At 30.6% G+C, this 1,545-nt stretch carries 1 protein-coding gene; it reads left to right on the forward strand.

The genetic code is table 11. From position 1 onward, the window contains the following. Window positions 1–175 precede the first annotated feature (175 nt). On the forward strand, window positions 176–1,492 hold the full coding sequence (gene der, locus E6248_RS15895; protein WP_316341739.1) for a ribosome biogenesis GTPase Der: 1,317 nt from the start codon (window positions 176–178) through the stop codon (window positions 1,490–1,492). Window positions 1,493–1,545 lie beyond the last annotated feature (53 nt).

The raw sequence follows: 1,545 nt of genomic DNA on the forward strand, positions 1-1,545 counted from the left end.
GCCCCTTATATAAGATTTAATAGAAATCTATTGAAATTAAGTATTATACTAATATGAGTATAGTTTAAGTAAGGTTACAAGAAGCCTTTTTGGAGATACTATTCTATTAGTAGGGAGTATTAATAGGAACTGATATAATTGACTTAATAAATACAAATTTCAAGGAGGATTAAAAATGGGTAAACCGATAGTTGCCATAGTTGGAAGACCTAACGTGGGTAAATCGACATTATTTAATAAATTAGCAGGACACAGAATATCTATAGTACAAGATACTCCTGGTGTAACGAGGGATAGAGTTTACGCTCAGGCAGAATGGTTAAATTACAACTTTACTATGATAGATACAGGTGGTATTGAACCTGAAAGAGAAGATATAATTGTAAAGCAAATGAGAAGGCAAGCTAACATAGCTATAGAAACTGCAGACGTTATTGTTTTTGTGGTTGATGGTAAAGAAGGATTAACTCCAGCAGACCATGAAGTAGCTGTAATGCTTAGAAAAAGCAAGAAAGAAGTAGTTTTAGTAGTAAATAAGGTAGATTCTTTAAAAGAAGAAGATAATGCTTGGGAGTTCTATAATTTAGGTATAGGTGATCCTATTACTATATCAGCATCTCAAGGATTAGGACTTGGAGATATGCTAGATAGAGTAGTAGAAAACTTTGATAAGTATAACGAAGAAGACGAAGATGATGAATATATAAGAATAGCAATGATAGGAAAACCAAATGTAGGTAAGTCTTCATTAATTAATAAGCTTTTAGGTGAAGAAAGATTAATAGTTTCTAATATTCCTGGAACTACTAGAGATTCTATAGATAGTACTTTAGAAACGGATATTGGAAAGTTTATTTTAGTAGATACAGCTGGTCTTAGAAGAAAAAGTAAGGTTAAAGAAGAAATTGAAAGATACTCAGTTATTAGAACATATACAGCTATAGAAAGAGCAGATGTATGTATTTTAATGATTGATGCTACAGAGGGTGTAACAGAGCAAGATGAAAAAATAATAGGTTATGCTCATGAGATGAATAAAGCTATAATGGTTATAGTTAATAAATGGGATCTTATTGAAAAAGATGATAAGACAATGCAAAGATATAAAGAAGATTTACAAATGAAATTAAAATTCTTAAAATATGCTAAATACTTATTTATATCAGCAAAAACTGGTCAAAGAACTCATAAAGTTTTAGAAATAGCAAAAGAATGTTATGAAAACTATTCAAAGAGAATAGCAACTGGTATATTAAATGAGGTAATTAATAAGGCAGTTCTTATGAAAGAACCACCTATAGTTGGACTTAAGAGAATGAAGATTTATTATGCAACACAAGTTGCTACTAAACCACCGAAGTTTGTATTCTTTGTTAATGATTCTGGTGCAAGACATTTCTCATATGAAAGATATCTTGAGAATCAATTAAGAGATAGTTTTGATTTTAGTGGTACAGGTATTCAAATGGAATTTAAGGAAAGGAAGGAATAAGAATGAGTAAAGTGGCTTTTTTAGGCGGAGGAAGCTTTGGAACAGCATTAGGA

The sequence above is a fragment of the Clostridium sp. genome (assembly GCF_032552055.1).
Lineage (GTDB): Bacteria > Bacillota > Clostridia > Clostridiales > Clostridiaceae > Clostridium.

Coding starts and splice junctions, on each gene's coding strand:
- der (WP_316341739.1), top strand. CDS start 176: ATGGGTAAACCGATAGTTGCCATAGTTGGAAGACCTAACGTGGGTAAA.